Genomic DNA, 2,584 nt, shown 5'->3' with positions numbered 1-2,584 from the left:
CCACCGTCATCTCACCCACCGCAGGGTGAACCCCAGCCGCTGTTCCGGCTGGGGTTCCCCTTGGTGGTGGCGGCGAGATCCGTGACCGAACCCGCCGAACTCCCGCCAGAACAAGAGCGTTGACGCGAAGAGTCCGGCCGGAGCCCGGCCCCTGGAGCGCGGGCGCTACCCGGCGGGGAAGTGGCGGGCGACGAACTCGTTGCGGAACTTGCCCACCGGATCGAACTCGCCCAGCAGCCTCCGGAAGTCCTCCCAGCGCGGGTACGACTCCCGGATCACCTCGGGCGCCATGGTGAAGACCTTGCCCCAGTGCGGCCGGGCGGCGAAGGCGGACAGCGCCTCCTCGACCGCCCCGACCGCGTCCGCCGCGGCCGCCGCTTCGGGGTGCCAGGTGAAGTGGAAGGCGACGCAGTCGCGTTGGAAGGCGGGGCTGAGCCACAACGCGTCCGCCGCCACCGTACGGATCTCACCGATCTGCAACGCCGGTGCGATCCGTTCCCGGACGGCGTCCAGCGCGTCGAACGCGGCGACGGCGTCGGTGCGGGCGACGAAGTACTCCGACTGCAGTTCGTCACCGCTGCTCGGCGTGAACTCCGGCCGGAAGTGCGGGAGCCGGTCGTACCACCGCCCCGGAACGCCCAGCTGCTCCGTGCAGGGTTCGGGCGGACACCCCGGCACGGGGTGCCGCGGGCCGTCGGCGAGCACCGCGCCGAGCCAGGTCGCGGGGGCGTCGGGGCCGCCCCGGCGTTTGACCCAGACCTGATCAATCCGGTCGCTCCGCCAGCGCGTGAAGAGGCTGACGCTGTACGCCGCCGCCATGACCTCGTCGAACCGTTCGCGCAGCACGGCCGTCGGCAGGCCCTCGTACACCCATTGCCGGACTTCGAACGCCGGCACCACGTCCAGCGTCAGCCGGGTGACCACGCCGAGGGCACCCAGAGCCACGACCGAGCCGGGGAACTCCGCGGCTCCCCGGTCGATCGTCACCAGGTCGCCGCCCGCCGTCACCAGCTCGACGGCCCGAACCGCCGTGGCGAGGCAGCCGTTGGCGACCCCCGAGCCGTGCGTTCCGGTGGCGCACGCGCCCGCGACCGAGATGTGCGGCAGCGACCCGAGGTTGTGCAGCGCGACCCCCGCCCGGTCCAGCACCTCGGCGAGCTCACCGAACCTCATCCCGGCGCCCACCGTGACCGTGCCGGCCCGCTCGTCCGGTTCGACCACCTGGGGCAGGCCGGCGACGGACACCAGGTCGCCCGTGGTGTCGGCGATCTCGTTGAACGAGTGCCCGGTCCCGAGGACCCGCACGGACCGGCTGCCCGCGACGATCCGCCGCAACTCGGCCACGGAGCCGGGCTCGTGGAACCGCTCGGCCCGGAACACGACGTTCCCGGCCCAGTTGGTCACGGCCATGGGTGCTGCCTCCTCCGTCCGGGGTGCGACCCGTTCAGCAGCGGGTCAGCCGCACCGGGAGTCCGTCGTGGGTGTAGAGCGGCGTCGCCCGGTACCCGAGCACGTCGACCGCGACGCTACCGAACCCGCCCTGCGGCGCGCACCCGCCGATCACCGGCAGCACCACGTCGGGTCAGGGCTCCGGCGGATCTCGTCGGATCAGCGCGTCGTGCTCCGACAAGATCCGCCGGGCGGGGCGCTAGTAGCCTTGGATCAGGTTGTAGGCGACCTGCGGCAGGAACTGTCCGGCCGTCGATCCGGCGCCGGTGCCGCAGTTGCCGTCCGACTCGCCCGGCGCCTTGACCCACAGCAGCATCTCGGCGCCGCCGCCGACCTGCGTGGGCGTACCGATCCTGCGCCCTGCCGGGTTGCACCAGGTGCCGTCCGAACCGTTGCCGTTGCGGCTGGTGTCGATCACGTACGGCTTGCTGAACCCGTTCCTCGACCGCAGGGACGAGTTGACGGCGTCGCCGTACGCCGTGTTCTGCCAGGTGGGGAGGAAGTTGGACACGTTGAGCGAGAACCCGTGGGCTCGGCTCACCCCGGCGGCGGCCAGGTGCTGGGCCATGGTGTCGGCGCTCAGCCAGGCCGGGTTGCCGGCGTCCAGGTAGACCCAGGTGTTGGGGGCCTTGGCGTTGAACTGCGCGATGGCGTTGCGCAGCAGGGCGTTGCGCCCGTCGATCTGGGTCTGCGTCATGCAGCTCTCGTCGCCGAGCGAGTCGGGTTCCAGGATGACCACCGCCGGCCGGTTGCCGATGCCGCTGGCGAAGGCGGCGATCCAGGTGGCGTAGTCGGCGTCCGAACCCGCTCCGCCGCCGGACTGGCCGGCGCAGATGTCGCGGTTGGGGATGTTGTACGCCACCAGGACCGGCAGCTTGCCCCCGGCGGCGGCGGAGCCGACATAGGCGCCGGTCGCCGTCCCGATGGTGCCGCTCCAGTTGCCGAACCAGCGCGCCGTCGGCACGTTGGCGATCGACGACCGGATGGCAGGGGCGCGGCCGTCGCCGGGGTTGGCGTTGAGCCACTGCTGTGCGCTCGAATTGGGGTCGACGTAGAAGCCGCTGGTCATGGAGGTGGGGTCGGCGGCGTACGCCGTTCCGGGGTGGACGGCGAACAGGAGGGCGGTGAGCGCTGG

3 protein-coding genes are annotated in these 2,584 nt (G+C 72.3%); all 3 read right to left on the bottom strand.

Annotated elements, in window-relative coordinates; all coding sequences use genetic code 11:
- Positions 1-165: 165 nt before the first annotated feature.
- The gene (locus J0670_RS35530; RefSeq protein WP_207816726.1) at positions 166-1,410 is read right to left on the bottom strand and encodes an FAD-binding protein; all 1,245 of its coding nucleotides are present in this window, start codon (positions 1,408-1,410) and stop codon (positions 166-168) included.
- Positions 1,411-1,444: 34 nt separating this feature from the next.
- Positions 1,445-1,576: a hypothetical protein gene (locus J0670_RS40105; RefSeq protein WP_279383122.1), complete on the bottom strand. Its 132-nt coding sequence runs from the start codon at positions 1,574-1,576 to the stop codon at positions 1,445-1,447.
- Positions 1,577-1,648: 72 nt separating this feature from the next.
- A complete protein-coding gene (locus J0670_RS35525) occupies positions 1,649-2,566 on the bottom strand; it encodes a glycoside hydrolase family 6 protein (RefSeq protein ID WP_207816728.1) in 918 nt (305 codons plus the stop codon).
- Positions 2,567-2,584 lie beyond the last annotated feature (18 nt).

Source organism: Streptomyces sp. FH025, assembly GCF_017427025.1.
GTDB lineage: Bacteria > Actinomycetota > Actinomycetes > Streptomycetales > Streptomycetaceae > Kitasatospora.
This window is presented reverse-complemented; position numbering and strand designations above follow the sequence as displayed.

Bases quoted from the DNA above. Each gene is read 5' to 3' on its own strand.
- J0670_RS35530 (WP_207816726.1), bottom strand. From the start codon at position 1,410: ATGGCCGTGACCAACTGGGCCGGGAACGTCGTGTTCCGGGCCGAGCGG.